The sequence below is a fragment of the Aquirufa sp. 5-AUSEE-100C1 genome, assembly GCF_054558655.1.
The window spans coordinates 702,778-728,102 of record NZ_JBPXKO010000001.1 but is presented as its reverse complement, the minus strand read 5'-3'; the positions used below and the strand labels follow the sequence as shown (position 1 = coordinate 728,102).

Annotated in this window: 30 protein-coding genes; 15 read left to right on the top strand and 15 right to left on the bottom strand. The window is 41.1% G+C overall.

Translation table 11 applies throughout. The features are described 5' to 3' along the window. Positions 1-14 precede the first annotated feature (14 nt). Positions 15-1,625, bottom strand: a complete 1,611-nt coding sequence (gene pafA, locus ACMH5P_RS03250) for an alkaline phosphatase PafA (protein ID WP_459492875.1) — start codon at positions 1,623-1,625, stop codon at positions 15-17. Continuing rightward, positions 1,612-2,079: a type I restriction enzyme HsdR N-terminal domain-containing protein gene (locus ACMH5P_RS03245; protein ID WP_459492874.1), complete on the bottom strand. Its 468-nt coding sequence runs from the start codon at positions 2,077-2,079 to the stop codon at positions 1,612-1,614. The genes pafA and ACMH5P_RS03245 overlap by 14 nt, the downstream gene beginning before the upstream one ends. A 71-nt stretch (positions 2,080-2,150) precedes the next feature. Between ACMH5P_RS03245 and ACMH5P_RS03240 the strand changes: the two genes are divergently transcribed. After that, positions 2,151-2,924: an AMP nucleosidase gene (locus ACMH5P_RS03240; protein ID WP_459492873.1), complete on the top strand. Its 774-nt coding sequence runs from the start codon at positions 2,151-2,153 to the stop codon at positions 2,922-2,924. Here ACMH5P_RS03240 and ACMH5P_RS03235 read toward each other — a convergent pair whose 3' ends face one another. From ACMH5P_RS03235 to argS, 4 genes are read right to left on the bottom strand one after another with little or no spacing between them, the layout of a single operon-like run. Continuing rightward, positions 2,925-4,277, bottom strand: a complete 1,353-nt coding sequence (locus ACMH5P_RS03235; protein ID WP_459492872.1) for a tetratricopeptide repeat protein — start codon at positions 4,275-4,277, stop codon at positions 2,925-2,927. Between the two features lie 12 nt (positions 4,278-4,289). Then, positions 4,290-5,198, bottom strand: a complete 909-nt coding sequence (gene menA / locus ACMH5P_RS03230) for a 1,4-dihydroxy-2-naphthoate octaprenyltransferase (protein WP_459492871.1) — start codon at positions 5,196-5,198, stop codon at positions 4,290-4,292. A 3-nt stretch (positions 5,199-5,201) separates the two neighbouring features. Further along, on the bottom strand, positions 5,202-5,780 hold the full coding sequence (locus tag ACMH5P_RS03225; protein WP_459492870.1) for a glutathione peroxidase: 579 nt from the start codon (positions 5,778-5,780) through the stop codon (positions 5,202-5,204). Between the two features lie 46 nt (positions 5,781-5,826). Beyond that, complete coding sequence (gene argS, locus ACMH5P_RS03220; RefSeq protein WP_459492995.1) at positions 5,827-7,611, bottom strand: arginine--tRNA ligase; 1,785 nt, start codon at positions 7,609-7,611, stop codon at positions 5,827-5,829. A 111-nt stretch (positions 7,612-7,722) separates the two neighbouring features. Here argS and ACMH5P_RS03215 point away from each other — a divergent pair, with 111 nt between their 5' ends. The 3 genes from ACMH5P_RS03215 (at position 7,723) to ACMH5P_RS03205 (ending at position 10,017) form a co-directional block, all read left to right on the top strand. Then, the gene (locus ACMH5P_RS03215) at positions 7,723-8,289 is read left to right on the top strand and encodes an L-threonylcarbamoyladenylate synthase (RefSeq protein ID WP_459492869.1); all 567 of its coding nucleotides are present in this window, start codon (positions 7,723-7,725) and stop codon (positions 8,287-8,289) included. Beyond that, positions 8,289-9,740: a CCA tRNA nucleotidyltransferase gene (locus ACMH5P_RS03210; protein ID WP_459492868.1), complete on the top strand. Its 1,452-nt coding sequence runs from the start codon at positions 8,289-8,291 to the stop codon at positions 9,738-9,740. Before ACMH5P_RS03215 ends, ACMH5P_RS03210 begins: the two co-directional genes overlap by 1 nt. Before the next feature lie 70 nt (positions 9,741-9,810). Beyond that, positions 9,811-10,017 (top strand): helix-turn-helix domain-containing protein, encoded by a 207-nt coding sequence (locus tag ACMH5P_RS03205; protein ID WP_459492867.1) that lies wholly within the window; start codon positions 9,811-9,813, stop codon positions 10,015-10,017. On the opposite strand, the gene ACMH5P_RS03200 is transcribed toward ACMH5P_RS03205, so the two are convergent. From ACMH5P_RS03200 to ACMH5P_RS03175, 6 genes are all read right to left on the bottom strand, one after another. Next, a complete protein-coding gene (locus ACMH5P_RS03200; RefSeq protein ID WP_459492866.1) occupies positions 10,014-10,256 on the bottom strand; it encodes a hypothetical protein in 243 nt (80 codons plus the stop codon). The two genes, ACMH5P_RS03205 and ACMH5P_RS03200, sit on opposite strands and share 4 nt — an antisense overlap. 59 nt (positions 10,257-10,315) lie before the next feature. Further along, a complete protein-coding gene (locus ACMH5P_RS03195) occupies positions 10,316-10,471 on the bottom strand; it encodes a hypothetical protein (protein WP_459492865.1) in 156 nt (51 codons plus the stop codon). A gap of 6 nt (positions 10,472-10,477) precedes the next feature. Beyond that, positions 10,478-10,651 carry a hypothetical protein gene (locus tag ACMH5P_RS03190; RefSeq protein WP_459492864.1) on the bottom strand — a complete coding sequence of 58 codons (174 nt, stop codon included), beginning with the start codon at positions 10,649-10,651 and terminating at the stop codon, positions 10,478-10,480. 181 nt (positions 10,652-10,832) lie between these two features. Next, entirely contained in the window at positions 10,833-11,462 is a 630-nt protein-coding gene (locus tag ACMH5P_RS03185; protein WP_459492863.1) for an NAD(P)H-dependent oxidoreductase, read from the bottom strand. 73 nt (positions 11,463-11,535) lie between these two features. Continuing rightward, the gene (locus ACMH5P_RS03180) at positions 11,536-12,102 is read right to left on the bottom strand and encodes a YceI family protein (protein ID WP_459492862.1); all 567 of its coding nucleotides are present in this window, start codon (positions 12,100-12,102) and stop codon (positions 11,536-11,538) included. A 12-nt stretch (positions 12,103-12,114) separates the two neighbouring features. Beyond that, positions 12,115-12,600, bottom strand: coding sequence for a MarR family winged helix-turn-helix transcriptional regulator (locus ACMH5P_RS03175; RefSeq protein ID WP_459492861.1), 486 nt, complete (start codon positions 12,598-12,600; stop codon positions 12,115-12,117). A gap of 80 nt (positions 12,601-12,680) precedes the next feature. On the opposite strand from ACMH5P_RS03175, the gene ACMH5P_RS03170 reads away from it, so the two are divergent. Next, positions 12,681-13,292 carry a Maf family protein gene (locus ACMH5P_RS03170; RefSeq protein ID WP_459492860.1) on the top strand — a complete coding sequence of 204 codons (612 nt, stop codon included), beginning with the start codon at positions 12,681-12,683 and terminating at the stop codon, positions 13,290-13,292. Here the strand turns inward: ACMH5P_RS03170 and ACMH5P_RS03165 are convergent. Continuing rightward, positions 13,289-13,615 carry a HesB/IscA family protein gene (locus tag ACMH5P_RS03165; RefSeq protein WP_459492859.1) on the bottom strand — a complete coding sequence of 109 codons (327 nt, stop codon included), beginning with the start codon at positions 13,613-13,615 and terminating at the stop codon, positions 13,289-13,291. The two genes, ACMH5P_RS03170 and ACMH5P_RS03165, sit on opposite strands and share 4 nt — an antisense overlap. Before the next feature lie 145 nt (positions 13,616-13,760). On the opposite strand from ACMH5P_RS03165, the gene sufC reads away from it, so the two are divergent. Genes sufC through ACMH5P_RS03135 form a run of 6 tightly spaced genes read left to right on the top strand, consistent with a single transcriptional unit; the run spans position 13,761 to position 18,182 of the window. Beyond that, positions 13,761-14,513, top strand: coding sequence for a Fe-S cluster assembly ATPase SufC (gene sufC / locus ACMH5P_RS03160; protein WP_459492858.1), 753 nt, complete (start codon positions 13,761-13,763; stop codon positions 14,511-14,513). A 3-nt stretch (positions 14,514-14,516) separates the two neighbouring features. Further along, positions 14,517-15,761, top strand: coding sequence for a Fe-S cluster assembly protein SufD (gene sufD / locus ACMH5P_RS03155; protein WP_459492857.1), 1,245 nt, complete (start codon positions 14,517-14,519; stop codon positions 15,759-15,761). Between the two features lie 2 nt (positions 15,762-15,763). Further along, positions 15,764-16,990: a cysteine desulfurase gene (locus ACMH5P_RS03150; RefSeq protein ID WP_459492856.1), complete on the top strand. Its 1,227-nt coding sequence runs from the start codon at positions 15,764-15,766 to the stop codon at positions 16,988-16,990. A gap of 1 nt (position 16,991) precedes the next feature. Then, on the top strand, positions 16,992-17,414 hold the full coding sequence (locus ACMH5P_RS03145) for a SufE family protein (protein ID WP_459492855.1): 423 nt from the start codon (positions 16,992-16,994) through the stop codon (positions 17,412-17,414). 12 nt (positions 17,415-17,426) lie between these two features. Continuing rightward, positions 17,427-17,738, top strand: coding sequence for an iron-sulfur cluster assembly protein (locus ACMH5P_RS03140; protein WP_459492854.1), 312 nt, complete (start codon positions 17,427-17,429; stop codon positions 17,736-17,738). Between the two features lie 30 nt (positions 17,739-17,768). Beyond that, positions 17,769-18,182, top strand: a complete 414-nt coding sequence (locus ACMH5P_RS03135) for a BrxA/BrxB family bacilliredoxin (protein WP_459492853.1) — start codon at positions 17,769-17,771, stop codon at positions 18,180-18,182. 70 nt (positions 18,183-18,252) lie between these two features. Here ACMH5P_RS03135 and ACMH5P_RS03130 read toward each other — a convergent pair whose 3' ends face one another. Next, a complete protein-coding gene (locus tag ACMH5P_RS03130; protein ID WP_459492852.1) occupies positions 18,253-21,060 on the bottom strand; it encodes a M16 family metallopeptidase in 2,808 nt (935 codons plus the stop codon). Positions 21,061-21,158: 98 nt separating this feature from the next. Further along, positions 21,159-22,562, bottom strand: coding sequence for a tetratricopeptide repeat protein (locus ACMH5P_RS03125; RefSeq protein WP_459492851.1), 1,404 nt, complete (start codon positions 22,560-22,562; stop codon positions 21,159-21,161). Positions 22,563-22,651: 89 nt separating this feature from the next. On the opposite strand from ACMH5P_RS03125, the gene ACMH5P_RS03120 reads away from it, so the two are divergent. The 4 genes from ACMH5P_RS03120 to ACMH5P_RS03105 all read left to right on the top strand — a co-directional run bounded on the left by ACMH5P_RS03120 (position 22,652) and on the right by ACMH5P_RS03105 (position 25,272). Further along, on the top strand, positions 22,652-23,575 hold the full coding sequence (locus ACMH5P_RS03120) for a Ppx/GppA phosphatase family protein (RefSeq protein WP_459492850.1): 924 nt from the start codon (positions 22,652-22,654) through the stop codon (positions 23,573-23,575). Between the two features lie 92 nt (positions 23,576-23,667). Next, complete coding sequence (locus tag ACMH5P_RS03115) at positions 23,668-24,339, top strand: MotA/TolQ/ExbB proton channel family protein (RefSeq protein ID WP_459492849.1); 672 nt, start codon at positions 23,668-23,670, stop codon at positions 24,337-24,339. Positions 24,340-24,347: 8 nt separating this feature from the next. Then, positions 24,348-24,758, top strand: coding sequence for an ExbD/TolR family protein (locus ACMH5P_RS03110; RefSeq protein ID WP_459492848.1), 411 nt, complete (start codon positions 24,348-24,350; stop codon positions 24,756-24,758). Between the two features lies 1 nt (position 24,759). Next, on the top strand, positions 24,760-25,272 hold the full coding sequence (locus tag ACMH5P_RS03105; RefSeq protein ID WP_459492847.1) for a DUF421 domain-containing protein: 513 nt from the start codon (positions 24,760-24,762) through the stop codon (positions 25,270-25,272). The last annotated feature ends 53 nt before the right edge of the window (positions 25,273-25,325 follow it).

The following is a 25,325-nucleotide window of genomic DNA, read 5'->3' as shown; positions in this document are numbered from 1 at the left end:
ATATAATTAAACACTTACTTAGTTTGTATCACTCGGCCAATGCTGCCTGAAGGTTCCATGCAATTCAACCAGTTGGCAAGGGTAGGAGCAATGTCACTTATTTCTGTCCGTGTGCTGATTTCTTGCGGCTTTACTTTCCATCCATAAAATAACAAGGGTACGTGTGTATCATAGGCATATACCGTACTGTGTGAGGTTCCTGTTTTATAACCAATCAACCATTGCGGTTTTAACAACACCATAAAGTCGCCACTCCGTGCTGCATTGTATCCATTCTGAACGATGTTTTTGTAGTGCCCAATTAAATTGCTTTGTCCGATGGCCTCTAAATCAACTAACTCAGAAAATCCATCTTGCTTTTCCATGCTTTGACGTACAACTTGATATAATTGATCTCGTTTAATACCCCATTTTTGCATGTTGGCATGATTGAAATGTAGCTGGGAGTTATCCTCGCCAATTAATAAGTCAATATCACCAAATGCCTTACTTAAAGCTTTCTTTACATCCGCAACCGCTTTGATTCGATCAAAGATTCCGCCAGGCATTTTTTTGCTTTTCATGAAACCCGGAATTTCAGCTACCGCATGATCTGCGGTTAAAAATACCAACACCTGATCTTTGCCATATTGCTTGTCCAAATAACTTAAAAGATCAGCAATATCACGATCTAAACGTAAATACGTATCCTCTAATTCGATGGATTGTGGACCGAAACTATGTCCAACGTAATCCGTTGAAGAGAAACTAATGGCCATGAAATCGGTCGTACCTCGTTTACCTAATTGCTCCTCTTGCAAGGCTTTAATGGCGAAATCTTTCGTGAGCGTATTGCCATAAGGACTCGTACGAATTAATTCCAAAGGATTTCCCCCTTGTAAGCTATGAGGAAATACAGGGGCTGTTTCGCCCGCCATCTTGCTCTCAAATTCCATGTTATCTCCCGCACTCTGCGAGTAGGTTTGAATTGGATAGAGTGTATTCCAACCTTGTTTGGTGAATTTTAAAGCACGTTCTTCCGCATTAAACGACTGAACCCAACTTGGTAACTCCTTCATGTAAAATGTCGATGTTATCCAACGCCCTTCCTTCGAATCATACCAATAGGCCGCATCTGCCGTATGTCCACCCGGTAAAATGGCTCCTCGGTCTTTCAAGGCAATAGCAATGGTCTTGCTTTGGTAGTTTTGGGCCATTTTTAATTGATCGGTAATTGTACTTGTCCAAAGGTTTTTGGGAGACATAAAGCCTGTTTTTCCTGTCGTCCCAACGGTTGTAACCGTAGAATCATCCGTGCAATACACTTTCTTGCCCGATGCACGATCGATCCACTCATTACCTACGATACCGTGTATCGCAGGGACAGTTCCCGTATAAACGCTCGTGTGACCCGCTGCCGTTACGGTTGGGGCATAATTGTAATGATTATCTTGGCAATTTAATCCCTCGCGCATCATGCGTTTAAATCCATTTTCGCTGTAACGATTGGAAAATCGGTAGAGGTAGTCGTAGCGCATCTGGTCGACGACAATTCCAACGACCAGTTTCGGTTTACTGGGCTTATTTTGTGCCCAAAGCGATGTTCCAAGTAATAAAAAGCCAATGAGTAGTTTAGTTACTTTCATAATAGGAGGGGAATTCTGCTAATTGTAGCGTTTCTTGTTTGTTGGAGTCTATTTGATAAATGTAATTTTTTAGTCCGTTCGTCAAAACCATGTACTTCGCTTGGTTCTTCTTTTGGTATTGACTTGCTTGTTGGAAAGTAAGGGAAGTAATTTCCACATGGGGTGCTTTGCATTCGATCAACATGAATACTTGTCCATTGGAATCATATACTTGAATATCCGTCCGACGATTCAATTGATCTATCCGATGATTGCGTTCAATTTGAATGTTGGAAGCCGGGTAGTTCAAATGTTGCGTTAGGTAATTTAAACAATGCTGCCTAACCCATTCTTCAGGCGTCAATGCACGGTATTTTTTGGCAATCACATCATAAATAAAAAGTTTTCCATCCTTTTGCGTTATTTTGTATTCAAATTCAGGAAAGACACTAGGTAATTCAGAGGAAGCGAGCATAATTTTTGCCAAAAGCCAATCACTAAATTAATCTATTTGTTGATTAAATTCATTAACAAACGCACATATTCATGAAAACAAAAGAAGAGATTGTCTTAAATTGGTTGCCTCGTTACACAGGAACTCCACTCGAGGCTTTTGGTCAATACATCTTATTGACGAATTTTAAGAATTATGTGGAAATGTTTGCGGAAAAGTTCAATGTTGAAATCATTGGACAGGATCGTCCCATGCAAACAGCAACTGCCAACAACATCACGATTATCAATTTTGGAATGGGTTCTCCCATGGCTGCGACGGTCATGGATATACTTTCCGCAATCTCTCCCAAGGCGGTATTGTTTTTAGGTAAATGTGGAGGATTGAAAAAGAATTTACAATTAGGCGATTTAATCCTTCCAATTGCAGCCGTACGCGGAGAGGGGACCTCCGATGAATATTTGCCCAAAGAAGTTCCTGCCTTGCCTTCGTTCCGACTGCAAAGAGCTGTTTCTTCGATGATCAAGAAACATGAGTTGGATTATTGGACAGGATTAGTGTATACGACAAACCGACGAGTTTGGGAGCATGATGAGGCTTTCAAAACCTATCTTTCTGATATCCGTGCGATGGGTATTGATATGGAAACGGCTACGATCTTTACCGTAGGCTTCGTCAACAAGATTCCGCATGGCGCATTATTGCTCGTTTCCGATAATCCAATGACTCCTGATGGCGTGAAAACAGAAGCGTCCGACAAAAAAGTGACCACGAATTATGTGAATTCCCACCTACAAATTGGGATTGATTCGCTGATCGAATTAGCTGAATCGGGAGAATCCGTTAAACATCTGCGTTTCGAATAATTAATTGCATTGGTCGCGAATGACTTGGAAGGATTGGGTATATCCCAATTCTCCTGCCTTGCTTAAATCCATGCAGCCTGAATTATCGCTTAACGCAAGTTTGATAATGCCTCGAACGAAATAAGCCTCGGCATATTTCGGGTTTAACTTGATTGCATTGCTACAATCTTGAATCGCATTGCGTTGGTCCCCTAAATTTGATTTCGCCACACCCCGGAAGAAATAAGCTTCCGCATAGATGGGGTTTAAGGAAATCGCGCGGTTATAGTCTTCCATGGCTTGCTTGGAATCCCCTGATTTAGCTTTGGCAGACCCACGATTGAAATATACCTCCGCACGTTCTGTGGAGAATTCCGCGATCTTTAATTTGTCCTGAACGCCATTTCGTAGTTCATCCAAAAGTGCCTTTGTCATTTTACTGTCATAAACAATTTTTGCGGATTCATTATTCCCAATTTCCGCAGCTTTGGTATAATCCTCAACGGCACCACGTGGGTCACCTAATTTGGATTTAACAAAGCCTCGTCCATAGTAGGCTTCCGCTTTGTTTGGATCTAACTCAATTGCTTTGCTGAAATCCTCTAAAGCACCCTTCTCAGCACTTTCTCCTCGGAAATTTTCCAATTGAGTTTTGCAAAATCCCGATTGATACCAGTCTTCCGGATTGTCGGCCCCCAATTTAATCGCTTCGGCATAATCCTTCAAGGCCGCCTGGTAATCCGTTAATTTTAACTTAGCCAACGCACGGTTTGAGAAATAATTAGCACGTTTAGGGCTAATTTCAATCGCCTTATCAAAGTCCTCAATACTGCCTTTGTAATCAGCAATTTGGGCTTTTGCCTCTCCGCGTGCTGCTAAAGCTGGAGCATATTCTGCGTTTAACTCAAGTGATTTATTGAAATCTGATAATGCTCCTCGGTGATTAGCAAGTTTGGCTTTGGAGATTCCCCGACTGAAATAGGCGGTCGCCTCTAAAGGATTCAATCGAATTGCTTCGTTGTAGTCTTGAATGGCTACTTTATGATTGTCTTGTTTACTGTAGGATTGTCCTCGTGCAATAAAGGCCTCAAAATAAGTTGGCCTCAATTCAATCGCCTTATCGAAATCAAGTATCGCGCCACGAAAATCTTTTAAGTTGTATTTAGCAAAACCACGCCCATAAAAGGAGGTTGGATTGGGATTTGCTGCATTTTTTTCAATCTCTAAACTGAAATTCCGTAAAGCGTCTGCATAATTCCCCGTCTTATTTTGAGTCAAGCCAAGTTCTAAATAATTGGAGCTTTCTTGTCCAAATGTCGCATGAGAAAAAGTACTTAATGAGCCTACAAGAAGGAAAATGTAGAGATGCTTCATAGCTGAATAGGGTTATTGAATGATTTCGCTAATGCCAAATAACAAAATTAATAATAAAGTTCTTAATGCTGTCTTCTTTAAATAAGGATCTATTTCCGCTGGGGTCATGTTTGGATTTAATTCCCTTAGCATGATGATAATCGGATAATAACCCAAAAGAATTAACAGGTTGCTGGTGGTCGATGCGCCAACTTGATAAGCGATCAAATGGTAAGAGGCAAAGGGTAGAATCCCGATGAATAACAAAGCTTTTTGATAATAAAAGCCCAAGGTTTTTCCGATTCGAACGGGAATCGAATATTTGCCCGTTCGCTTGTCATTTTCTAAATCGCGAAGATTATTCAAATTTAAAACGGCCACCGATAGAAGTCCACAACCTGCTGCCGGCAGCGCAATGTGCCAGGGCAATGTTTTGGTTTGGAGAAAATAGGAGCCCATGGTTCCCACCAAACCAAAGAAGAGGAAAACAGATAAATCTCCCAACCCCATGTATCCATAAGGTCTATTCCCGACAGTATAGGCAATCGCTGCGGCGATGCACGCTACTCCCAGGCCAAGAAATTTCATCCAAATATCCCACGAAGCATCTTGAAGGCTGTAGGCTAATAACCCCACACCCATAAAAAAGGAAAGGGTCGCTGTAAGTACAACGACCTTTTTCATTTCTTCCCGATCTATTTTTCCAGTTTGAACAGCGCGTAAGGCTACTTTTCGATCTTGATTGTCGACTCCATTCATTGAATCGCCGAAGTCATTGGCGAAATTCGATAGGACCTGCAAGGCGACAGTTGTTAATATGGCTAATATGGCAATGATCCAATCGAATGTTCCCTGCGAATAGGCCAACATGTTTCCTAACATAATACTTGCTACTGCAAGTGGCAATGTTCTTGGCCTAGCCGCCTCAACCCATCTATTCATGTACTATTTTTTCAACGCAGCTTGAAATTCAGCGCTCGTAGGTTTGACACCTGAAGCAAAGAAATTCGCTAATTCACCTTTTTCGTTGATCACATATTTGCAGAAATTCCAAGATGGTTCTTTCTCGTTCCAACCGTTTTGTGATTTGTCGCTCAACCATTTGTAAAGATCACATTTTCCTTCCCCTTTAACCACTACTTTTTCCATCATTTGGAAGGAAACGCCGTAGTTTTTTTGGCAGAAAGACGCGATTTCGGAATTGGTCCCTGGCTCTTGCCCTCCAAATTCATTGGCAGGGAAGCCTAGGATAACAATCTCTGGATTCGCTTTGTGGAATGCCTCCCAGTCTGCGTATTGAGGGGTATAACCACATTTTGAAGCGGTATTCAAAACGACAATTTTCTTGCCTTTAAATTGACTAAAGTCGATTTCTTTTCCATCAATTCCCTTCATCTTGAAAGAGAAAAAATTCTTGTCGGCCACCTGCGTAACTTCTTCTGGGCGACTCAATGCAACTTTTTGTGTGAATGGCAATGCCAATGCTGTTAAAAGCGATCCGATTTTCATAAGGCTTACGATCATGATAATGATAATTAAGAGGATGATTATTTTGTTTTTGACTTTCACGTTACATACGTTCTGGTGCTACTATACCTAATAACGCCAGGGATGCCTTAATTGTTTTACCTGTTAAGGATGCTAAATTTAACCGAATGTTTCGGCTTTCCTCGTTTTCTTCGTTCAAAATACTTAATTCATTGTAAAATTTATTGAATTGCTTCGCTAAATCATAGGTGTATTGCGCAATAACGGATGGGGCATACTGCTCAGCAGCATCATTTAGCACATCCTTATACTTTCCTAGTAAATAGATTAACTCTTGTTCCGATTTAGCTAATGAATATTCCTTGGCAGAATCTATTTGCATAGTGATTCCCAAATCATTCGCTTTACGCGTCATGGAGCAAATTCTAGCGTGCGTATATTGAATAAACGGTCCTGTATTTCCTTGGAAATCAATGGATTCCTCTGGGTTAAACAACATGCGTTTCTTCGGATCTACCTTTAATAAGAAATATTTCAAAGCACCTAATCCCAATTGATTAAATAGCGCATTGGATTCCTCTGTACTAAATCCATCAATCTTTCCGAGTTCCATGGTTCGTGCCTGAGCAGTACCTACCATTTCGGCCATCAAATCATCCGCATCCACCACAGTTCCTTCGCGTGATTTCATCTTTCCGCTCGGCAAATCAACCATTCCATAGGATAGGTGATAATTTCCTTCGGAGAAGTCTTTGTCTAATTTTCTTAAAATATGGAACAATACCTCAAAGTGATAATCTTGCTCATTACCAACGACATACACGGAACGCTTCGCACCAAAATCCTCATATTTTAATTGGGCAGTTCCCATGTCTTGTGTGATGTAGACCGAGGTCCCATCCCGACGCAAGACTAATTTCTCATCCAAGCCCTCCGATGTCAAATCGATCCAAACGGATCCATCCTCCTTGCGAAAGAAGACACCTTGTACTAACCCTTCGTCGACAATCTTTTTCCCCAACAAATAAGTATTCGACTCACGGTAAATCTTATCGAAACTAACACCCATCTGTGCATAACTCTTCGAAAATCCATCGAATACCCAGGTGTTCATCTTTTCCCACAAGGCCATCACTTCTGGGTCATTTTGTTCCCAGGCCAATAACATCTCTTGTGCCTTGAGTAGGATAGGAGCTTGTTTTTTGGCTTCCTCCGCCTCTACGCCTTGTTGGACTAATGCGTCTATCTCAGCCTTATAGGCCTTATCAAAAGCCACATAATATTTCCCTACAAGGTGGTCGCCTTTTAGACCACTAGTTTCTGGCGTTTCTTGGTTACCGAATAATTGGTAGGCCAACATCGATTTACAGATATGGATACCCCGATCATTCACCAAGTTCGTTTTAATTACCTCGAATCCTGCAGCGGATAAAATTTGCGCTACCGAAAACCCCAAGAAATTATTCCGTAAGTGACCTAAGTGTAAGGGCTTGTTAGTATTGGGAGAAGAATATTCAATTAAAACTTTTTCGTTTTTAATAGCTAATTCAAAAGGATTTGAATCTCCGTTGATGCCCGCCAAAATCTCCACCCAAACATTCGCTTTTAAGCTTAAATTTAGAAAGCCTTGAACAACTTGGAATGCCGCGATGTTTGGATTATTTTCCACCATAAACGTTCCTAATTGTTGGGCAATTTGTGGCGGAGCCGCCGCCGCTTGCTTGGTGTAAGGAAAAACGACAAAGGTGAAGGTTCCTTCGAATTCCTTTTTTGTTTCCTGTAAAACGATTTCTTGCGCATCGATAGAAAAAAGACTTTTTAAGCCAGCTTGCAAGCTTTTTTGAATCGATTGTTGGATACTTAGCATGTTGAAATCAACGGGTTTAATGGGAAATAATGGCTGCAAAGGTAGCCAATTAAGGCCAAACATTGACTTACTGGGGGCATTTTTGACGAATTTAATCTTACCTTTGTGACCATGACGCCAAATCTATATCATGATGCCATTGCTTCGCTAAAATCGGGTGGAGTAATTCTTTATCCAAGTGATACCATTTGGGGCTTGGGTTGTGATGTTCGGATGGATGCAAGTATTGAAAAATTACTCCAAATTAAACAAAGACCCACTGAGAAGGGATTGATTGTTCTCATTTCAAAGATTGAACAATTAAGTGAATACGTGGAGGAAGTACCCGAGATTGCTTGGGATTTAGTGGAGTTTGCAGAAGATCCATTGACCGTGATTTATCCCAAAGGCAAAAATGTTAGTAGTCATTTACTAGGGCCTGATGGGAGTATTGCGATTCGTTTGGTGAAGGATGAGTTTTGTAAGGGCTTGATTTATCGTTACCAACGGGGGATTGTGTCAACCTCTGCAAATCTTTCGGGAGATGCGTCACCCATCAATTTTGAAACTGTGGCAGTGTCTATCAAGGAACAAGTTGATTACATCTTACAAAATCCCAACCCGAAAAAGGGGAGTGGTAAGCCGTCCAAGATTGTGAAATTAGGATTAGGTGGCGAATATGCATTGATACGAGGATAATGAAAACAGGGCAGGAAATCATTTCGGATGATATTTTTAAACGCATAGGTGCCGCGGCCGATCGGATTCAAATGGAATCCTATGTGGTTGGGGGATTTGTACGCGATCAATTATTGGGTCGTCCGTGTAAAGATATCGATGTTGTTTGCATTGGATCTGGCATTGCCCTTGCTGAGGAAGTTGCCCGGGAATTTGATTTACCTGACCATGCCGTTTCAGTCTTTAAGAATTTCGGTACGGCGATGTTAAAAGTGGACGACTGGGATCTTGAATTTGTGGGAGCTCGGAAGGAGTCTTACCAGCGCGATTCGCGCAAACCTTTGGTCATGGAAGGTAGCTTGGAGGATGATCAAAACCGACGGGATTTTACCATTAATGCCATGGCTGTTCAATTGAACCAAAGTAACTGGGGAAAATTGTTGGATCCTTTTCATGGAATCGCCGACCTAGAGGCCAAAATTATCCGAACGCCTTTGGAGCCAGGAATTACCTTTTCAGACGATCCACTGCGCATGATGCGCGCGGTTCGTTTTGCGAGTCAATTGGGTTTTGACATTTATCCAGAAACCTTTGATGCCTTGTTGAATGAAAAGTCACGTTTAGAGATTATTTCTTTTGAGCGAATTTCCGACGAATTGAACAAGATTATCCTCTGTAAAAAGCCTTCTTATGGTTTTCTACTTTTGGATGCATGTGGAATATTGCCCTTGATTTTTCCTGAATTTATGAAGTTAAAGGGGGTGGATACCGAGGATGGAAAAGGTCACAAGGATAATTTTTACCATACCTTACAGGTGTTGGATAACATTTCCCAACATACCGATGACCTCTGGTGGCGATGGGCTGCCATTTTGCATGACATTGCGAAGCCTCAGACGAAACGTTTTGTCAAAGGGAAAGGATGGACTTTTCATGGGCATGAGGAGATGGGCGCCCGTCAGGTACCTGCCATTTTTAAGCGCTTAAAGCTGCCTTTGAATGAAAAAATGAAATTGGTTCAGAAATTGGTCCGCCTTCATCTTCGTCCAATCGCACTCTCCAAAGAAGAAATTACCCATTCTGCTCTTCGCCGTTTGTTATTTGAAGCCGGTGATGAATTAGAGGCGCTCATGACGCTTTGCCGCGCTGACATCACCTCCAAAAACGGGGAAAAAGTCAAACGATACCTGCGTAATTTTGATTTGGTCGAAGAGAAATTGAAAGAGGTTGAGGCGAGTGATTCGATTCGTAATTTCCAACCGGTCATCACGGGCGAGATCATCATGCAGGTTTTTGATATTGGGCCCGGTAAGGAAATCGGACTGATTAAAATTGCGGTTCGAGAAGCTATTTTAGAGGGCAATATCCGTAATGACTTTGAGTCGGGTTGGGATTTAATGATTCAAGAAGGGGAGTCGCTTGGCTTAAAACCAGTCCTTAGTCTTCAAGATTTCTTAAAATCAATTTCTTGATTTTGATTATCAGTTTCTAACGTTTTTTTTTCTTTTTGCGAGGTTACATTTAGTGGTTAATTCTAGCCACATGAAACACGTTCGCCAAAACATTCGAAAGCTCCGATTAGATCGTGAGTTCTCCCAAGAGTATGTTGCGTTCAGTTTGCAAATGAGTCAAAGCTCTTATGCAAAAATGGAATCAGGTCAATCGAAAATCAGTATCGACCGACTCTACCTAATCGCTCATTTTTTCAAGGTGCCCGTCGAGGAGTTATTGAAAAACAAGCAGCCTTAATTGTGGGCTGCTTGTAAATCTTCTAGTTTTAACCGTATTTTTTCTGCGATTGAATCTATTGCCCGACTGAATAAATCGGGCAATATACTTTCGATTTCTTCGATACTTAGCGATTTATCAATGCTCATTTGGACGATTTTAAAATGCCCATCAATTTGCAAGCGAACGAGGTGATTCGCATCTGATATATCTTGAACTAATTGGTTGCGATAAGTGTCTAATCGGGATTTCAAGTCCATAAGGTTATTAGGTGACATTTTGGGATGGTTTATGGCGGGGCAAATGCGCCCCGCCGAGTTTATTTGAACAATTGAATCAGGTCTTTGATGACTCCAGTAGCCCAATCAAAACCTTCTTTAAAGCCACGTTTGAAATCATCAAACCAGCCACCGCCATCAATGTGCGCAAGTTCGCGCTCCGGTATTATTTGCCAGGGTTCATGTTGCTTTTCCATCTGACATCATAGTAAAATGGCAATGAATCCTCCGGTTATCACTACGGCTGCTACAACGACAGCGATACCTGATATAATACCCAATGTTTCCCAAAATCCTCCTCCATCGATTGCGATTAGATCCGAGTGTGTTAATTCTGGCATATCCCATTCTTGAATGGAATTCTCTCTGTTTTTCATATTGGTCAATTTAAGGGTTAGGTAATTTATTTAGGGGCTCGAGCTTTGAAATAAAATTAAGCTTGATTAGGCTTTTTCATTATTCAAAGAAGGGGTATGATATTCTAGGACCAACTAAAAAACTGATAAAAAAAAGGTCGCCTTTTTAGGGCGACCTTTCGTAATATAAATATGCCAACTCTTATAAACGAACGAATAATTGTTCTTTAGAATAACGAACTTTCGCAGCATTATTCATGTAGTCGTTGGCTGCATCGCGCTCGCCAACTGCCAACATTAATACGGAGTGTAAACCTTTGGCATTCAAGTCTAATAACTCATCCAATTTTCCAGGGATAAATCCTTCCATCGGCGTTGTGTCGATTTTTAATTCGGCTGCTGCAGCTAGGGCAGTACCCATTGCTAAATAAACTTGACGTGCTGCCCAACCTGCTTGAACCTCTTGAGGCAAGCGCAACATCGAACCAGCGATCGCACCACGGTAATCCGCTAAAGCTTCTACGGGTACATTGCGAGTTTCGGAAACTAATTGGATAAAAGCATCAATTTTTTCTTCAGTTACTTCATTCCAAGCTGCAAAAACTAAAACATGCGAAGCTTCCGTGATTTGCGGTTGGCCATAAGCAATAGGTTGAATTTGAGCGCGTAATTCAGGGTTTTCAATAACGAAAACTTGATAGGGTTGTAATCCAAAACCTGATGCAGAAAGGCGGATTGCATCTAAAAGGCTTTCAATTTTGTCGGCAGGAACTTTGTTTCCATTCATACGCTTGGTCGCGTAGCGCCAAGATAAATCGTTAATTAAAGACATGTTGTTGTTTATTAAAATTTAAAAAAATAAGCCGAGGTGTAAAATTTACACCTCGGCTCTTAGACGGATTAAATTATTCGCTAACTAATGAAACTACTAATTTGAAATCATCCATGATTGCTTTGTCTCCGATTGAATCAAAGAATTTCTTTGAACCGTATTGGATGTTGTAATCTGTACGATCAATTGTGATTGAAGCTTTCGCAGTTACTTTTCCTCCTTTAACTGAAATTTCAGCTGGGAATGAAATGGATTTGGTAATTCCTTTGATTGTCAAATTACCTGTAACTTGGTTACCAGCAATTTTCGTGATCACAAAAGAAGCTGTTGGGAATTTCTCAACCTCAAAGAAATCTCCTGAAGTAATGTGGCCAATAAACTTTTGGTTGTAACCTGGATCTGTAATATCCAATGCCTTGATTGTTTTCAAATCAATTGTGAAGTTTCCTCCAACCAATTTGTTTCCGTTTACATTAAGCGCACCAGAAGCTAATGCTACCGTTCCGTTGTGCTTACCCGTTACTTTTTCTGCATACCAAGCAATTGAGCTAGTAGCTGTGTTTACTTTAACTGCTTTAGGAGCAGCAAAAGAAGAGATGCTCATTACGAGCGCTGTCAAGATTAGGCTTACTTTTTTCATTTTATTTATTGTTTAATTGTTAGTAAATACACTTCTAAATTCATCGAGGATTTCATTGAGGGCTTGCAATTTATCCGGGTCAATTTTTTTAAAATTTTCACCCCATTTGTTTTGAACCAAATCAATTCGTTCCACTAATTCGATGCCGGCAGGTAAAATAATGACATCCACAGCTCTTCGATCTTGTGGGCACTCACGTCTTAAAACTAATTTCTTCTCCAAAAGTTTATCAACGAGTCGGGAAGCATTTGACATTTTATCCATCATGCGTTCCGTAATAGCCAGAACTGTCATTGGATTTCCTTTTTGGCCTTTCAAAATACGTAATACATTGTATTGTTGCACCGTAAGTCCAAAGGGTTTCAGAAGTTCATGCTGCCGCTGGGTCATCCAGTTTCCTGTGAATATGATGTTCACAATGGCTTTGCTCTCCTCTGATTGAAATTTACTTTGTTTTAGTTCCTCCGAAATTCCCATGACTGAAATTTGATGTAGCAAAATTAAATGTAATTACATTAAATGCAAATGTTTTTAAAATATTATTTTTTGACAAGCCATATAAAATGGTATTTTTGGGCATGCAAGATTCATTTAGCCTTCAATTTCCATTTATTCTCGCTTCGAATTCCCCGCGCCGGAAAGAGATTTTATCCCAAGCTGGATTTCAGTTTTCTGTTCTTCCTTCCGATGTGGATGAATCATTTCCATTGTCCATGCCCGCCCAAGAGGTGCCGGTCATGTTGGCAGAACGAAAAGCAAAAGCCCTTTGGGATTCTTGCCCGAATACGCTCATTCTTTCTGCAGATACCGTTGTGATTTTAGATGGTGAAATTTTGAATAAACCGGTTAATAAACCCGATGCGCTACAAATGCTGAAAAAGCTTTCCGGAAAAACGCATGAGGTTGTCACAGGAATCGCTTTGGCGAGTCCGCAAGGCATTGTATCGGTGGCAGATTCAGCGATGGTCAGTTTTCGTGAATTGGCCGACTGGGAAATGGAATGGTATGTACGCGGCGGGTCTTCGCTCGATAAAGCAGGGGCTTATGGCGTTCAGGATTTTATTGGTATGGCTGGAATCAAGGAACTGGATGGTTCATTTTATACCGTGATGGGCTTGCCTATTTATCAGGTCTACCAACTCCTTCAGCCATTTATCTTGGAATCCAAACAGATTCCCATGGGGATTTAGATCGAGAACGATTCTCCGCAACCGCAGGTACGGGTTGCATTGGGATTCTTGAATTGAAATCCTTTGCCGTTTAAGCCATCGGAGAAATCCAATTCAGTGCCGGCAAGATAAAGGATTGATTTCTTGTCAACCATCACCTTAACGCCTTTGTCTTCAAAGATCATATCACTCGCTTGTTGCTCCGATGCAAAATCCAATTGGTACATCAAGCCCGAGCATCCACCTCCTTCTACAGCAACACGTACGTTGAAATCTTCCGTTAAACCCTCGTTTTGACGGATTTCCTTAATGCGATTAGCAGCAATTTCTGAGATCGTAATCATGATTTTTCCTCTTTTGACAGCGCAAATATACGTAATAATTCAATAAATTTTCAAGTTATTTAGAGTGAATCTAAATAAAGTATGGTTTTGTAGGAACAAAGGTTTTAATTTTGTGGTTCAATAGCCTTTAACATCAACACGAGATATGTTATCAATTAAGAATTTACATGCGCGAATCGGAGAAAAGGAAATTCTTCGTGGAATTAATTTGGAAGTCAAAGCTGGGGAGGTTCATGCCATCATGGGGCCGAATGGCTCGGGTAAATCTACCTTAGCGTCCGTTTTGGCTGGTCGGGAAGATTATGACGTGACAGCGGGTAGCGTATCATTTTTCGGCAAAGACCTTTTGGATCTTGCTCCAGAGGAGCGTGCTGCAGAGGGTGTTTTCCTCGCTTTCCAATATCCGGTAGAGATTCCAGGTGTTTCGACGACCAACTTCATGAAGTCGGCCGTTAATGAAATTCGCAAATACCGCGGAGAGGAGCCTTTGGATGCCGTTCAATTCTTAAAGATGTTCAAGGAAAAGATGGCCTACGTAAATATTGATCAGTCATTATTGAGTCGTGCGCTAAACGAAGGTTTTTCGGGTGGTGAAAAGAAGCGGAACGAGATTTTCCAAATGGCTGTTTTAGAGCCAAAATTGGCTATTTTGGATGAAACAGATTCAGGATTAGATATCGATGCTTTGCGGATTGTAGCGGAGGGGGTTAATAAATTAAAGAGCCCCGATAACGCAACCATTGTTGTAACGCACTACCAACGTCTATTGGATTATATCGTTCCTGATTTTGTACATGTATTGTATAAAGGGCGTATCGTGAAATCAGGTACGAAGGAATTAGCATTGGAATTAGAAGAAAAAGGATACGATTGGATTATTTCCGCATTAGTTGACTAACACATGGCTACAGATACATTAGTGAATATTTCCCTCGGGAAAGAAAAACAAGCGGCCATGGATCGTTTTTTGGCCAAAGGATTTCCGACGAACAAATGGGAGGAGTGGAAATACGCTTCCTTAAAGTCTTTAAATGATGAGGATTGGAATTGGAATACATCGGAAGCACCTGCTTCTGTGTTACCTGTTTCCCTTGCATCGTCCTTACAATTGAAAAGCCTAAATGGCAAATTCTCTGTGGATGGAGTTTTGCCTTCGGGTGTTGAAATATTGGACTTTACCTCCTTTGCTCAGCAAAATCCTGCCTTTGTACAAGCTTGGTCGAATCGAAATCAGATTCTAGATCAAAATTCCATGTACGATTTAAACGATGCGTTGACTTCATCGCATCAAGTGATTTGGATCAAAGCAGGCCTAGAAATCGAAAAACCGATTTTACACCGGTACATTGCCGAGGTGAGTACTGCCTCAGCCGTGCAGAGTAAAATCTTGATTTACCTCGAAAAAGGAGCAAAATTGACTTGGGTGGATGATTTGTCAACCCATTCCAATTCAGACAAGGTTCTTTCCAATTACGTGCAGGAAATTTGGGTGGAGGAAGATGCGCACCTAACTTTTGTGAAGACCCAAGATTTTGCGTTGAAAACAACGCATATCGACCATACGTTTATTTTCCAACGGGCTAATAGTCAGGTTGATATGTTTACTTTCTCTATCAATGGAGGTTTTGTCCGCAATAATCTTCATTTCTATGTCGACGGCGAGAATGTTGTTTCGAATTTGAATGGTCTTTATGTGCCTGGAAACGACGAATTTATTGATTCCCATACGGTGGTCGATCATCGCCAACCGAATTCAGAATCTAACGAGTTGTATAAAGGGGTATTATTGGGTAATTCTACGGGAGTATTTAACGGTAAGATTTTTGTTCGTCCAGATGCTCAAAAAACGAATGCCTTTCAATCATGTAAAAATGTGTTGGCTTCAGACAAGGCTACCATGAACACGAAGCCTCAATTGGAAATTTGGGCGGATGATGTGAAATGTTCACATGGAACCACAACCGGTCAATTGAGTGATGAAGCCTTGTTCTACATGCGTTCCCGTGGTATTTCACAGGATGCGGCAAAAACATTATTGATGTTGGCCTTTGTCCAACAAGTCATTGATAAAGTTGAATTGAGCGATTTAAGAGAGTCTATTTCCAATCGAATTGTGACCAAAATCCAACAAGCTTTAGGCGTATAACCATGGCAAATACATTTGATTTAGCTAGTATTCGGAAGGATTTTCCCATTTTAGACCAGTCGGTCAATGGGGCTCCTTTGGTGTATTTTGATAATGCGGCGACTACGCAGAAGCCACAGCTTGTGATGGATGCGTTGCAACATTATTATACGAAAGATAACGCGAACATCCATCGTGGCTTGCATACCCTTGCTGAGCGTGCGACGACGGGTTATGAACTGACGCGTAAGAAATTGGCTGAATTCTTGCATGCGCCATCATCTGATCAAATTATTTTCACATCGGGCACCACCGCGGGAATAAATTTAGTGGCTCAAACCTTTGGAAGAGCTAATTTTAAAACCGGTGATGTGATTTTGGTGTCTAATTTAGAACATCATTCGAATATTGTCCCTTGGCAAATGATTGCCCAAGAAACCGGAGCGGTGGTTCAAGTCATTCCGGTCGATGATTTAGGTGTCTTGGACATCGCCGCCTATCAATTTTTGTTAAGCGAAAAGGTTAAATTGGTCGCTGTTAATCATGTTTCCAATGCGATTGGAACCATCAATCCCATCAAACAAATGATTGAATTAGCCCATCAAGTGGGGGCGAAGGTTCTTATTGATGGTGCCCAATCGGTTGCACATTTTGAGATTGATGTGCAAGAATATGACATGGATTTTCTGGCTTTTTCAGCTCATAAGTTATTTGGTCCTACGGGTGTAGGTGTACTTTATGGGAAAAGAGAATTATTAGAGGCCATGCCTCCTTACCAAGGTGGGGGAGAGATGATCAAGGAGGTGAGTTTTTCTGGGACTACCTACAATGAATTACCTTACAAATTTGAGGCAGGTACACCGAATATTGCGGATGTATATGCCTTTGGCTTTGCCTTGGATTATCTAAAGTCTTTGCCAAAGAATGCCGTTTGGGATCAGGAAAAAGCTTTGTTAGACTATGCCACGCAGCAATTATCCCAGATTGATGGTTTACGTATTGTCGGCGAAGCTCCTGAAAAAATTGCCGTAGTTAGTTTTGTCATCGACGGCGTGCATCCTCAAGATATCGGAGTATTGTTAGATAAATTTGGTGTTGCGATTCGTACAGGACATCATTGTGCGCAGCCTTTGATGGCGCGTTATGAATTAGTCGGAACTTGTCGGGCATCCTTCGCGTTCTATAACACGAAAGAAGAAATCGATTTATTTGTGAAGGCGCTTAAGCGTTGTATCATGATGTTGGCATAATATGAGCACGATCAACCAAACACAAGACGAGTTAATTGAGGAATTTGGCCTTTTCGAGGACTGGGCAGACAAATACGAATATTTAATTGACTTAGGAAAGAAATTGGCCCCGATGCCGGAGGAATTCAAGACGGAGGAGAATGTTATCAAAGGGTGCCAAAGTAAGGTTTGGTTACATGCGGAAAAGCAAGGAGATCAAATTTTATTCTTTGCCGATTCTGAAGCGATTATTGTGAAGGGGATGATAAGTATGTTGATTCGTGTTTTGTCGAATCATACGCCGGCAGAAATCATGCAGTCGGATTTATATTTTATTGATCAGATTGGGATGTCCCAACATTTGGCACAGACGCGATCGAATGGATTGGTGGCCATGGTCAAACAAATGAAGAACTACGCAGTTGTGTTTAATACCATAGCTTAAGTTAATAGGAAGATGACAGAAGTAGAATTAAAGGAAGCGGTCGTTAAGGCAATTAAAACGGTTTATGATCCGGAGATACCGGTAGACGTGTATGAGCTAGGCTTGATTTATGAAATCAAGATATTCCCAGTGAACAATGTCTATATTCTGATGACATTGACCTCTCCGTCTTGCCCGTCTGCGGAAAGTATTCCAGTTGATATCGAAAAAGCGGTTCGGGAGATTGAAGGAATCGCTGAGGTTTCTGTTGAATTGACTTTTGATCCGCCATATTCGCAAGATATGATGTCGGAAGTTGCCAAATTGGAACTTGGCTTTATGTAAACGTGTTTAGAAAATTAAATTAGAAATACTATGTACCCAGAACATTTAGTACATCCCATGCGGATGGATATCGTAGAAGGTGGTTTTCAAGAATTGAAATCTGCTTCTGAAGTGGAAGATACTATGGCGAAGCCTGGTACGACCTTGTTATTTATTAATTCAGTTTGTGGTTGCTCAGCATCCACAGCTCGTCCAGGTGTGAAGGCTGCCGTTTCGGCTTCGTCAAAAAAACCTTCGAATTTAGCAACGGTTTTTGCGGGCGTGGATCAAGAGGCTACGCAAAAGGCGCGTGAGTATACTTTGCCTTATCCTCCGTCATCACCATCTATTGCTTTGTTTAAGGATGGCGAATTAGTGCATTTTGTTGAGCGTCACCACATTGAGGGACGTTCGGCCGCTTTGATTGCCCAACATCTTGAAGGGGTTTTTGAAGAGTTTTGTTAATAAAAAAGGAGCCAATCGGCTCCTTTTTTTATTGCTTTAAATAGCCGTTCATGGAACGGCTATTTTTGTTTTACTGTTTAGGTGCACCACCCACAGCGCCTGATTCTGACGGAGCGCTTTTCGCTTTCTCGGCCATTTTCTTCGCTGCACCTTCGTAGTCACCTGCTTTGATGAAGGACATCTTCGTCAAGTCAATGGTCTTACGCGTGGCCTCTAAAATTTGCTCAGCAGTTAAATTCTTAACTTTAGTCTCTAACTCCTCAGACCATTTCAAATTACGGCCTAAGTATAAGTTTGAATTTAACGTTCCAACCAAGGCATTATCTTGTGAGCGAGTCACCTGCTTTGCTTGAATCCAAGATTTCTTTGCTTCATCAATTTCCTTTTGGGTGAAACCCTCCTTCAATACTTTCTCGATTTCCTCCTTGAAGGCAGCCTCTAACTTCGCGATGTTCTCAGGTGCATAAATCGCATAACCTAAAAATGCTCCGTTTTGATCTAATGGGCTAGCAGCAAATTGTGAACCAACGCCATACGAAAGACCTTCTTTCTGACGAATGCGATTCATCAAGCGAGAGCTTAAGCCGCTACCGCCGCCCAACATATAATTGCTTAATTCAAGCGCTGCATAGTTCGGATCCGAATCAGATATCTTCAACGGCTGGTAAGCCAAGAAGAACGCGTTCGCCTTATCTGGTGTCTCAATTGATTTCACTTGGCTACCATTTTCATGGAAGGTATCCGCAACACGCTTGTATGATTTTGGTGATTTCCAATCGGCTAATTCTGTTTTTACGAAATTCTTGATGGCTGTTTCATCAAAATCACCTACAGCAGAGAATGTCGCATTGGAAGCGCCATAGAAGCCTTTGTAGAAGGCTACAGCATCTTCTAATTTAGCTGCCGAGTAACGCGCAGTTTGCTCTTCCATCGTTGGTTGGTAACGAACATCATTCTTATCATAATGCCCTGTACGCCATTGACCCAACACATCCATTGCCTTCGCTTGAGGCTCTGATTTTTGGCTTTCGATTTGCGTTAAATTCTCTTGCTTTAATTTCTCAAATTCATCCGCTGGGAATGCCGGTTGCTTCAAGGCCTCTGCGACCAATTGCAAAGCTGGTAATAAATTATCTCGTGTCGTCTCAATGCTTACGTTGGCCTGACGAGCCTCTCCAGATATGGAAACACGAGCCTTTAACTTATCTAATTCATCTTGAAACTGTTGGCGTGTATGTTTCGCCGTTCCTTTGCTCAACATATCTGCTGCTAAATCCGCTGCCGTCGATTTTCCCAGTAAGGATTTCTCATCACCGAAACGCAATGTCAAACGTGCATACACCGAATTTCCACGTGTTTTCTTTGGAAGAAGAGCCAAAGAAACACCGGCAATTTTTTCCGTTTTTGTACGTGCATCAATGTTGCTTGGAGATGGATCAAATGCCTCTCCCTCAGCTACCGCCGCTTTTCCTTTGAAGTCTTTTAATACTTCTGAAGCTTCTTTTGCCTCAGGAATTTCTGCGCGTTCCGGTTTGTCGGTTGGGATGAAGATACCGGAGGTACGATTCGCCGACTTAAAATATTTCTCAGCTACACGTTGTACATCCGCAGCCGTTACTTTTTCCAATTGATTACGAGTAAGGAATAATAATCTCCAATCGCCTTGTGCGATGTATTCGGATAGACCTACCCCAACACGTTGTGCGTTATTTAAAAGTAATTCGATGTTCTTAATTCCTTTCGTCTTGATACGATCTACTTCTTCTTGCGTTGGTGCTTTTTTCGCAAACTGCTCGATGGTTTCAATCATGATGTTCTTAACCGAATCGATTGATTTGTTTTTCAATACTTCCGCACTGAAATAGACTAAACCAGGCTCTTTTAATTGGAACGCGAATCCAGATTGGCTGGATGCCTTTTTCGTATCGATTAAAGCTTTGTATAAACGGCCAGATGGAGCATCTGTTAATAGATCTACTAATACATCACATGCAATATAATCTGGGTGTAAACCCGATGGGATGTGGTATGCTAAACCTACTTGCTGAACATCGCCCACACGACGCAAAATGACTTCACGTTCGCCATCTTGAGTAGGTTCTGCCGTAAATGTTTTCGTTAATACGCGCTCCGGACGTGGAATAACCCCAAATTTTTCATTGATTAACTTCAATGTTTTGGTTGGGTCGAATTTTCCAGCCACTAACAAGACCGCATTATCTGGTTGGTAATATTTGCGATAGTATGCTTGTAGGTTTTCGATAGGCACTTTTTCGATATCAGAACGTGCACCAATGGTCGAGTTTCCATAATTATGCCACAAGAATGCGGTAGAAACGACGCGTTCCATCAAGATTGAACCCGGGTCATTTTCACCCATTTCAAATTCATTGCGAACGACGGTCATTTCCGTTTCTAATTCGCTTTTCGAGATGCGTGAATTGATCATACGATCGGCTTCCATATCCAATGCCCAATCTAAATTCTCATCCGTTGCCGCAAAAGTTTCAAAGTAGTTGGTACGATCTAACCAAGTCGTCCCGTTGAATTGAGCACCGTGATCGGAGATTTCTTTAGCAACTTCTTTGTGTTTCTCCTTGGTACCTTTGAATACCATGTGTTCTAAAAGGTGAGACATACCTGTTTCCCCATATCCCTCGTGGCGAGAACCCACTAAATAGGTAATGTTTACCGTAATTGTTTGTTTCGATGGATCAGGAAAGAGTAATACCTTTAAGCCATTGGCTAATTGATATTCGGTAATTCCTTCTGCTGAAGTGATTTTCTCTGGGATTGGGAGTGATTTGGCTTTTTGTTGGGCCGAAACACTACCACCTAGGCATAGGATTGCCAAACCCGTGATGAATAGTTTTTTCATGTATGATAAATTAGTTTGATGTACGAAAATAACAAAGCTTTTTGTCCTCTTGCCTCGTTTTGGATAAGTGGTAAAAAAACGAGATTAGAGGAAGAAAATTATTTTTTGTATTGTTGAATTAACTTAAAAATGGCCTTTTGTGTTTCCAAATTTGGGAAATAATCAAAAATGATTTCGTGCTTGTCGTAATCGAGCATTAATCCTGTCTCCAAAAAATGAAAGGCTTCTTTGAACTGCGCCGCTTTGATTAGAAAGATGGCAGATCGATAATATAATTCTGCCTCTTCAGGGAGTTCATCAATGGCCGACAACATGATGTCGGCAGATTTTTCATAATCCCCCAATTCAAAGTGCATCTGAGCCCATTTTACCCAAGTAGGGGCAAAAAACGAATCGAGTTCAATCGATTTTTGGAAAGCTTCATCGGCGGAAATATGATTCCCTAAATAGGCCTCTACATCCGCTAAACCGGTCCAATACAAGGGGTTGGACTCATTTAGTTTAATCGCCTTTTTTAAGAAATGTAATGATTCAAACCATTTGTCCAGTTCCGTTAGGCATACGGCAAGTCCGTAATAGCCTTCATCCCAAAGCGAGTCTATTTTAACGGCGTCCTTATAGAATATAAGTGCTTCGTTGAACTGTTTTTGGCGTTCCAGACTAGCACCCAGGCAACAATAGAGTTCGGGATTGGGTTCGTCATGCAGTAGGCACAGTCGATAGGCTTCCTCGGCTTTGGGATAATCCTGCATGTTCATGTAGGTATTTCCTAGGTTGAAGAGGGAAGAGGCAAACGTTGGCTCGATGGCCAATGAATACTCATACGCATCGATGGCTTTTTCGTATTTCTTTAATTTCGAGTAAGCAATTCCGAGATTATACCAAGCCGTGTAGGAAAAAGGGTCTTGGTCGATGAATTTCTGGTAATAGGGGATGCTCTCCTCGATTTTACCGATTTCATCTAGGGAATTAGCTAATTCTACTAATGCGTTTTCATTCTCGGGGTTATGTTCAAGCGCTTTCTTAAACATATCAACAGCCTCGCGAGGTTTGGTCCATGTTAGGTAACATAGGCCTAAACGAAAATAGATGTCATCTTTTTCCTCGGCATGTTCCAAGAGGTGTAAAAATATTTGCACGGCTTGTTCATGCTGCTTCATCTGGCTCAATAGGGAGCCTTTGACCATCAGTAAATCCAAGTCGGTAGGAAATAATAACATCGCATTCTCGATAATTTCCATCCCTTGTTCGGCTTGCTGCATTTCGCCCAAAATTTGTGCTTTCAGCGTAATTAATTCAAGCGTGTAGGGAAAATGTTCTAAGCCGATATTGCATGCTTTTAAGCCCTCATCGAATTTCCCTTGGATGAAATAATGTTCGGCAATTTGCTCCAAGGTGTCCAAATCAAAGAAGGAATTCTCCTCTTCATTGAGCATTTTTTCAAAGCGTTTGACCGAAGATTGGATATCTTCCTTGTGATCATCAAATTCTGGATCCAGCATGCAGGAAAAATTTTGGAATTGATTCTAAATTACGAATACTTTTTTATTAAACACCCTTTCGCCGTACTTTTGTTCAAAACGATTTTAGAATGACCAAGCCCCGCGCAATTATCGATTTAGGTACGAATACTTTTCAACTGTTGATTGCAGAACCTGATGCGTTAGGGAATCTGAAAACGATTCAGGAAATGCATACGGCTGTGGGTTTGGGAAAGGGTGCCATGGAGACAGGATTGCTGCAATTAGACGCTATGGCGAGAGCTTTGGAGGCCTTGGAACGATTTCTTTGGGAGTCGCAGAACAAAGGATGTGAATCCATCTTGGGTGTCGGGACGAGTGTCTTGCGAAATGCTCGAAATGCTTCTGCGTTCATAGAGGTAGTTGAAACGCAATTGGGGATTCCTATTCAGGTGATCTCGGGCATGCAGGAGGCGGAATATATTTTTCAGGGAATTGTTCATTCGATGCCCCAGCCCTGGAACGAAGTTTCAATGATCATGGATATCGGTGGTGGTAGTGTCGAATTTATTATTTTCCAAGGTCAAGAAATCTTGTTTAAAACCAGTTTGGAAGTGGGAGGACTCAAACTACAATCTATGTTTCAGGTAGATGGTGAATATAGTTTACAGATTGAGGACGAACTGGGAGAACATTTATTTGCTGAGTTAATCGATGTACAGGATGCTGTAGCACTGTTTCGGCCCCGGTATTTAATTGGCGCAGCAGGAGCTTTCGAGACTTTGGCTGATATTCAGTTGGCCCACGGGTATCTCAATCAAATTGAAAAGACGAATGAATTGAACCTGTCAGGCTTTTATTTATTAAAGGAAAAGATAGCTGGCATGAGTCTTGCTGCACGTCAAGAAATTCCAGGTATGAAGGCTTTTCGAGCGAGTATGATTCCATATGCCAACAGTCTTATAGCGCACATACTGGACCAAGGAATAATAGAATCATTTTGGATGTCGATGTATAGTTTAAAAGAAGGCTATTGGTTTAGTAGTCAAGAATAATTCAACAATTGCAGAGAATTATTTTGAAAAAGACAATATTTTTGGCCAACTTTAAGTTTATATTAAATCATTAAAATTTTCAACAAAGCTTTATGTCATCACTCCTAAATTTTATTCTTTTAGATACTGCTCAGGTCGAAGAATTCACGGTTTTAAGTTTATTGGAAAAAGGGGGATATGTCATGTATCCAATTCTGTTTTTATTTACAGCAGCCTTGTTCTTGTTTATAGAGCGTTATTTATACATCCGTAAGACATCTAGAATTGATGAAAATTTTCTTCACAATATCAATGAATTGTTGCTTGCGGGGAATATTCAGGGTGCTGTAACGTATTGCAAAAACTCGAAGTTTCCGATTGCGAATTTGTTAGAACGCGGTTTGGGGCGTTTGGGTTCTCCCATTCGTGATATTGAAGATGCGATTGAAAATAAAGCAAAGTTGGAAATTTATAACATGGAGAAGAATTTGGGTATTCTTAGTTCTATCGCTCGAATTGCTCCAATGTTTGGTTTCTTGGGAACGGTAACGGGTATGATTCGTACATTCCACAACATTTCGACATCGAACAAAATTGAGATTTCAACGATTGCATCGGGTATTTATGAGAAAATGGTGACCTCCGCATCTGGTTTGATTGTGGGTATCATTGCATATGTTATGTATACCTTATTGACAACGATGATTGATCGTTCGATTAACAAAATGGAGATTGTAGCGATGGATTTCATTGACTTGTTACACAAGCCAGCAAATAAAAAATAAATTATCCTATGAATTTTAGAAAGCGCGAACGAGAAGCATCGGAAGTAGAAACAGGCGCCCTAGCGGATATTCTATTTTTTCTTTTGATGTTCTTTTTAATGATATCTACCTTAGCATCACCTGATGCTATTCGCTTGTTGTTGCCCAAAGCAGATTCAACGAAAGTTACTCCTCCTGTGGTTGAGTCAATTCGTGTATCCGTGGATGCAAACAATAATTTCTTTATCGATGGAAATGCACAACCATTCGCTTTAGAGCAGGTGGATGGGCAATTGAAGGAAATCTTGAAGACGAAAAAAGCAAATTCTTTAATTATTTCGATTGATAAATCAAGATCGGTACAAGATTTAACAGATGTATATGATTTAGCGGCTAAGAATAACCTATCGATGGTTATGGCCGCCGAAAAGAAAAAGTAATATGGAAGGCTTTGTGATCATAGCCCTCAAGTCAATAGCCGTCTACGTGTTTATCGTGGCGGCTATTCGTCTTTTTGGGAAGAAGGAATTTGCGCAATTATCGGTTGTCGATCTGGTTTTCATCTTGTTGATTTCCAATTCTGTTCAGAATGCCATGGTTGGCTCTGATTCCTCCTTGCCAGGTGGACTAATTGCCGCTTTTGCTTTATTCTTGACGAACTATATTTTCAAACGACTTGAGCTACTTTTTCCTTCCTTTAAAAAAGTGGTAGAAGGGGAGCCTATTGTGTTGATATACGAAGGAAATGTCAATGATGCATCTTTGATTAAGACTTCATTGGATAGAGAGCAATTGCATGCCGCTGTTCGAGAGCATGGTGTATCCGATTTTAATCAAGTTGATTTGGCGGTTTTAGAACTTGATGGAACAATTTCTATTTTGTCGGATAATTATCAAAAAAAATCCAAAAGAAAACGGAAAGGCCATCGGCTTCTTGGGGGAAATACGGCTTAATCTACTATATTTGTAGAATTACTTAACTGTTTGTAGAGTTAAGGATCATTTCA

Excerpts from the sequence above, each read along its gene's own strand:
- sufC (WP_459492858.1), top strand. The coding sequence starts at position 13,761 with ATGTTATCAATTAAGAATTTACATGCGCGAATCGGAGAAAAGGAAATT.
- sufD (WP_459492857.1), top strand. The coding sequence starts at position 14,517 with ATGGCTACAGATACATTAGTGAATATTTCCCTCGGGAAAGAAAAACAA.
- ACMH5P_RS03235 (WP_459492872.1), bottom strand. The coding sequence starts at position 4,277 with ATGAAGCATCTCTACATTTTCCTTCTTGTAGGCTCATTAAGTACTTTT.
- ACMH5P_RS03240 (WP_459492873.1), top strand. The coding sequence starts at position 2,151 with ATGAAAACAAAAGAAGAGATTGTCTTAAATTGGTTGCCTCGTTACACA.
- ACMH5P_RS03150 (WP_459492856.1), top strand. The coding sequence starts at position 15,764 with ATGGCAAATACATTTGATTTAGCTAGTATTCGGAAGGATTTTCCCATT.
- menA (WP_459492871.1), bottom strand. The coding sequence starts at position 5,198 with ATGAATAGATGGGTTGAGGCGGCTAGGCCAAGAACATTGCCACTTGCA.
- ACMH5P_RS03195 (WP_459492865.1), bottom strand. The coding sequence starts at position 10,471 with ATGGAAAAGCAACATGAACCCTGGCAAATAATACCGGAGCGCGAACTT.
- ACMH5P_RS03145 (WP_459492855.1), top strand. The coding sequence starts at position 16,992 with ATGAGCACGATCAACCAAACACAAGACGAGTTAATTGAGGAATTTGGC.
- ACMH5P_RS03165 (WP_459492859.1), bottom strand. The coding sequence starts at position 13,615 with ATGATTACGATCTCAGAAATTGCTGCTAATCGCATTAAGGAAATCCGT.
- ACMH5P_RS03135 (WP_459492853.1), top strand. The coding sequence starts at position 17,769 with ATGTACCCAGAACATTTAGTACATCCCATGCGGATGGATATCGTAGAA.
- ACMH5P_RS03185 (WP_459492863.1), bottom strand. The coding sequence starts at position 11,462 with ATGTCTTTAATTAACGATTTATCTTGGCGCTACGCGACCAAGCGTATG.
- ACMH5P_RS03170 (WP_459492860.1), top strand. The coding sequence starts at position 12,681 with ATGCAAGATTCATTTAGCCTTCAATTTCCATTTATTCTCGCTTCGAAT.
- ACMH5P_RS03125 (WP_459492851.1), bottom strand. The coding sequence starts at position 22,562 with ATGCTGGATCCAGAATTTGATGATCACAAGGAAGATATCCAATCTTCG.
- argS (WP_459492995.1), bottom strand. The coding sequence starts at position 7,611 with ATGCTAAGTATCCAACAATCGATTCAAAAAAGCTTGCAAGCTGGCTTA.
- ACMH5P_RS03140 (WP_459492854.1), top strand. The coding sequence starts at position 17,427 with ATGACAGAAGTAGAATTAAAGGAAGCGGTCGTTAAGGCAATTAAAACG.
- ACMH5P_RS03200 (WP_459492866.1), bottom strand. The coding sequence starts at position 10,256 with ATGGACTTGAAATCCCGATTAGACACTTATCGCAACCAATTAGTTCAA.
- ACMH5P_RS03105 (WP_459492847.1), top strand. The coding sequence starts at position 24,760 with ATGGAAGGCTTTGTGATCATAGCCCTCAAGTCAATAGCCGTCTACGTG.
- ACMH5P_RS03190 (WP_459492864.1), bottom strand. The coding sequence starts at position 10,651 with ATGAAAAACAGAGAGAATTCCATTCAAGAATGGGATATGCCAGAATTA.
- ACMH5P_RS03205 (WP_459492867.1), top strand. The coding sequence starts at position 9,811 with ATGAAACACGTTCGCCAAAACATTCGAAAGCTCCGATTAGATCGTGAG.
- ACMH5P_RS03215 (WP_459492869.1), top strand. The coding sequence starts at position 7,723 with ATGACGCCAAATCTATATCATGATGCCATTGCTTCGCTAAAATCGGGT.
- ACMH5P_RS03130 (WP_459492852.1), bottom strand. The coding sequence starts at position 21,060 with ATGAAAAAACTATTCATCACGGGTTTGGCAATCCTATGCCTAGGTGGT.
- ACMH5P_RS03110 (WP_459492848.1), top strand. The coding sequence starts at position 24,348 with ATGAATTTTAGAAAGCGCGAACGAGAAGCATCGGAAGTAGAAACAGGC.
- ACMH5P_RS03245 (WP_459492874.1), bottom strand. The coding sequence starts at position 2,079 with ATGCTCGCTTCCTCTGAATTACCTAGTGTCTTTCCTGAATTTGAATAC.
- ACMH5P_RS03115 (WP_459492849.1), top strand. The coding sequence starts at position 23,668 with ATGTCATCACTCCTAAATTTTATTCTTTTAGATACTGCTCAGGTCGAA.
- ACMH5P_RS03210 (WP_459492868.1), top strand. The coding sequence starts at position 8,289 with ATGAAAACAGGGCAGGAAATCATTTCGGATGATATTTTTAAACGCATA.
- pafA (WP_459492875.1), bottom strand. The coding sequence starts at position 1,625 with ATGAAAGTAACTAAACTACTCATTGGCTTTTTATTACTTGGAACATCG.
- ACMH5P_RS03180 (WP_459492862.1), bottom strand. The coding sequence starts at position 12,102 with ATGAAAAAAGTAAGCCTAATCTTGACAGCGCTCGTAATGAGCATCTCT.
- ACMH5P_RS03120 (WP_459492850.1), top strand. The coding sequence starts at position 22,652 with ATGACCAAGCCCCGCGCAATTATCGATTTAGGTACGAATACTTTTCAA.
- ACMH5P_RS03225 (WP_459492870.1), bottom strand. The coding sequence starts at position 5,780 with ATGATCGTAAGCCTTATGAAAATCGGATCGCTTTTAACAGCATTGGCA.